Source organism: Streptomyces sp. XM83C (assembly GCF_023072675.1).
Classification (GTDB): domain Bacteria; phylum Actinomycetota; class Actinomycetes; order Streptomycetales; family Streptomycetaceae; genus Streptomyces; species Streptomyces thermocoprophilus.
In genome coordinates this window covers 1-4,376 of sequence record NZ_JALLGL010000414.1, presented here as the reverse complement: position 1 = coordinate 4,376, position 4,376 = coordinate 1, and the positions used below count along the sequence as shown (strand labels likewise).

The window sequence follows — 4,376 nt, the reverse complement described above, 5'->3', positions numbered from 1 at the left end:
GGGCGTGGGTAGGGCGAGGGTGTGTCGTACGACATCCCGGGGCTCCTTGCGAGGCTCGGGTCCGTGGGGGGACCGCAGGGAGTGGGGGGTGAGCGGAGCCCCGCACGCTACTCGCTGGTACCGGCCGACGGTAGGTTTTCGCCGAACTGAGCGGTCGGTATGTGCCTACCGTGTCTGTGGCGTGTCTGACCTGTGCTGTTACCCGCGTTAACTCGGACTTTTGACGGGGGATCGGGGCGGTCGGGGCCGGCCGCGACGGCGGCTCGGGGGGACGTCCGGGACGGCCGCGACGACGCCTCGGGGGCGGTCTGCGACGGCCGCGACGGCGGCTCGGGCACGGTCCGGGACCCCCGCGACGGCGGGTGGGGCACGGTCCGGGGTCGAAGCGACGGCGGCTCGGGGGACCGTCCGGCGGTGGAGGCGACCCTGAGACCGGCTCCACCCTGCGGTGGACGGCCCCTAGGGGTACCTCCTTACTGAGGGTCGGGGAGGGCTCGTCCCGGCGGAGGACGAAACAGCCCACCGCCCGTCCTTAACCTGGCTTTACACCGCCGGGGGGCGGTTCACCGCACCGAGGGGGTGGGGTTATCCCCCCGGGCAAGACGGGGCCGGGCACCAGCGCGCGGAGACCGTCGCGCCGCCAGACTGATTCACGTGACCGGCCCCGGCCCGGACCGCGAACGGAAACGGCATCCGCGCACGGACACCGAGTCCGCCGCACGGACCCGGAGTCCGCCGCACGGACCCGGAGTCCGCCGCACGGGCACCGAGTCCGCGCACGGGCACCGAGTCCGCCGCGCGAGCACCACCCGCAGACACCTGCTGATCGTCGCCGGCGACCGGCCGGCACCGCTGACCACTGTTCCACCGACATAGGAGACTTACCGTGACATCGGCTGTGACCATTCCCAGGCACGGGGGCACTGGAGGGCGTACGGCCGTTGCCGCGCGGGCGCGGCAGGTCGTCAAGGCGTACGGGTCGGGGGAGACCCGTGTCGTCGCCCTCGACCACATCGACGTGGACATCGCCCGCGGCCAGTTCACCGCGATCATGGGCCCCTCGGGGTCCGGCAAGTCCACGCTGATGCACTGCCTCGCCGGACTCGACACCGTCACCAGCGGTGAGATCTACCTCGACGAGACAGAGATCACCCGGCTGAAGGACAAGAAGCTCACACAGCTGCGGCGTGACCGGATCGGGTTCATCTTCCAGGCGTTCAACCTGCTGCCCACGCTGAACGCGCTGGAGAACATCACGCTCCCCATGGACATCGCCGGCCGCAAACCCGACCGCGAGTGGCTCGCCCGCGTCGTGGACACCGTCGGTCTCGGCGGCCGGCTCAAGCACCGGCCCACCCAGCTCTCCGGCGGTCAGCAGCAGCGCGTCGCCGTGGCCCGCGCCCTGGCCGCCCGGCCCGAGATCATCTTCGGGGACGAGCCGACCGGCAACCTCGACTCCCGGGCCGGCGCCGAGGTGCTGGGCTTCCTGCGCCGTTCCGTCGACGAACTCGGCCAGACCATCGTCATGGTCACCCACGACCCGGTCGCCGCCTCCTACGCCGACCGGGTGCTGTACCTGGCCGACGGCCGCATCGTCGACGAGATGCTCCAGCCGACCGCCGAGCAGGTCCTGGACCGCATGAAGGACTTCGACGCCCGGGGGCGCACGTCATGACCGTCCTGAAGACCTCGATGCGCAACTTCTTCGCGCACAAGGGACGCATGGCCCTGTCGGCCGTGGCCGTCCTGCTGTCGGTGGCGTTCGTGTGCGGCACGCTCGTGTTCACCGACACCATGAACACCACCTTCGACAAGCTGTTCGCCGCGACCTCGCCGGACGTCACCGTCAGCCCCAAGGACGCCTCCGACACCGGCGAGACCACTTCCGACAACGGCAAGCCGCCGGTCCTCCCGGCGTCCGTGCTCGGCGAGGTGCGCAAGGTCCCCGGCGTCAAGGACGCCGAAGGCACCGTCTTCTCCTCCTCGGTCACGGTCGTCGACGGCGACAAGGACAACCTGTCGCCGACCTCCGGCGCCCCGACCATCGTCAGCAACTGGGGCAAGAACGACGCCCGCACCATGACGATCACCAAGGGGTCGGCCCCCGAGGGACCGGACCAGATCATGGTGGACGCCGACACCGCCGACAAACACCACCTCGAACTCGGTGACGAGATCGGCGTGATCACCGCCGTCGGCACGCACACCGCGAAGGTCTCCGGCATCGCCGCCTTCGAGGTCACCAACCCCGGCGCGGCCATCTTCTACCTGGACCTGCCCACCGCGCAGCGTGCCCTCGTCGGGCAGGACGGCGTCTACACCAACATCAACGTCACCGCCGCGCCCGGCGTGACCCACGAGCAGCTGAAGAAGGCCATCTCCGAGCGGCTCGGCGGCGCCTACAAGGCGCTCACCGCGAAGGAGACCGCCGACGCGGGCCAGGAGGACGTCAAGGGCTTCATGGACGTCATGCGGTACGCCATGCTCGGCTTCGCCGGGATCGCGTTCCTCGTCGGCATCTTCCTGATCATCAACACGTTCTCCATGCTGGTCGCGCAGCGCACCCGCGAGATCGGGCTGATGCGGGCCATCGGCTCCTCCCGCCGGCAGGTCAACCGGTCCGTGCTGGTCGAGGCGCTGCTGCTCGGCGTCGTCGGCTCCGTCCTCGGTGTCGCCGCGGGCGTCGGCCTGGCGGTCGGCCTGATGAAGCTCATGGGCCAGATCGGCATGGACCTGTCCACCGACGACCTGACCGTGGTCTGGACGACGCCCGTCGTCGGTCTCGTCCTCGGTGTCGTCGTCACCGTCCTCGCCGCCTGGCTGCCCGCCCGCCGCGCCGGCAAGATCTCCCCGATGGCCGCGCTGCGCGACTCCGGGGCCCCCGCCGACGCCCGCGCCGGCCGCGTCCGCGCCCTGATCGGCGTCGTCCTCACCGGTGCCGGCGGCTGGACCCTGTACCTCGCCGCCACCGCGGACAAGGCGAAGGACGGCTCCGCCTGGCTGGGTCTGGGCATCGTCCTCACCCTGATCGGGTTCGTCGTCATCGGTCCGCTGCTCGCCAACGGTGTGGTCCGTGTCCTCGGCGCGATCCTGCTGCGGGTCTTCGGCCCGGTCGGCCGGATGGCCGAACGCAACGCGCTGCGCAACCCGCGCCGCACCGGCGCCACCGGCGCCGCCCTGATGATCGGCCTCGCGCTCGTCGCCTGCCTGTCGGTGGTCGGCTCCTCCATGGTCGCCTCCGCCACCGACCAGCTCGACAAGAGCGTCGGCACGGACTTCATCATCCAGAACGACGCCGGCCAGCTGATCACCCCGCAGGCCGTGCAGGCCGTCAAGGCCACGCCCGGACTGGAACACGTCACCGAGTACAAGATCCTCGACGCCGAACTGACCACCCCGGACGGCCGCACCTCCAAGAAGCGGTCCATCAACGCGGCCTCCCCGAGCTACGCGCAGGACCTGCGCACCGAGACCGTCGCCGGCAAGCTCGCCGACGCCTACCGGACCGACTCGATGTCCGTCCCCGAGGGCTTCGCGAAGGACCACGGTCTGAAGGTCGGCTCCACCGTCACCGTCGCCTTCAAGAACGGCGACAGGGCGCGGCTCACCGTGCGGGCGATCACCAGCGACGACGTCGTCCTCGACAAGGGCGCCATGTACGCGTCCATCGCCACGGTCGCGAAGTACGTGCCGGCCGACAAGATGCCCCTGGACCAGATCCTCTTCGCCAGCGCCGAGGACGGACAGCAGGACGCCGCGTACCAGGCGCTGAAGGACTCGCTGCACGACTACCCGCAGTACACCGTGCGCGACCAGACCGACTACAAGGAGGCCCTGAAGGACCAGATCGGCCAGCTGCTGAACATGATCTACGGCCTGCTGGCCCTGGCGATCATCGTCGCGATCCTCGGTGTCGTGAACACCCTCGCCCTGTCGGTGGTGGAGCGCACCCGGGAGATCGGCCTGATGCGGGCCATCGGCCTCTCCCGCCGCCAGCTGCGCCGCATGATCCGCCTGGAGTCCGTCGTCATCGCCCTCTTCGGTGCGCTGCTCGGCCTGGGCCTGGGCATGGGCTGGGGCGCGACCGCGCAGAAGCTGCTCGCGCTGGAGGGACTGACCGTCCTGGAGATCCCCTGGCCGACGATCGGGGCGGTCTTCGTCGGGTCGGCGTTCGTGGGCCTGTTCGCCGCGCTGATCCCGGCGTTCCGGGCGGGCCGGATGAACGTCCTGAACGCCATCGCCACCGAGTAGCCGTACGACCACCGCATACGGGGGTTGCGGGGGAAACACCCGGCGCCGGAAGCCTTGGGGGCTTCCGGCGCCGGGGCGTGTCCGGGCGGGGCACGCGCCGCCCCCCGCCCCGCGCCGCTGCTCCC

At 70.9% G+C, this 4,376-nt stretch carries 2 protein-coding genes; both read left to right on the top strand.

The window, feature by feature from the left end:
- Positions 1 to 886: 886 nt before the first annotated feature.
- Positions 887 to 1,675, top strand: a complete 789-nt coding sequence (locus tag MTQ10_RS28355; protein WP_247473190.1) for an ABC transporter ATP-binding protein — start codon at positions 887 to 889, stop codon at positions 1,673 to 1,675.
- Positions 1,672 to 4,251, top strand: coding sequence for an ABC transporter permease (locus tag MTQ10_RS28350; RefSeq protein ID WP_247473188.1), 2,580 nt, complete (start codon positions 1,672 to 1,674; stop codon positions 4,249 to 4,251). The genes MTQ10_RS28355 and MTQ10_RS28350 overlap by 4 nt, the downstream gene beginning before the upstream one ends.
- Positions 4,252 to 4,376: the final 125 nt, after the last annotated feature.

Bases quoted from the DNA above. Each gene is read 5' to 3' on its own strand.
- MTQ10_RS28350 (WP_247473188.1), top strand. From the start codon at position 1,672: ATGACCGTCCTGAAGACCTCGATGCGCAACTTCTTCGCGCACAAGGGA.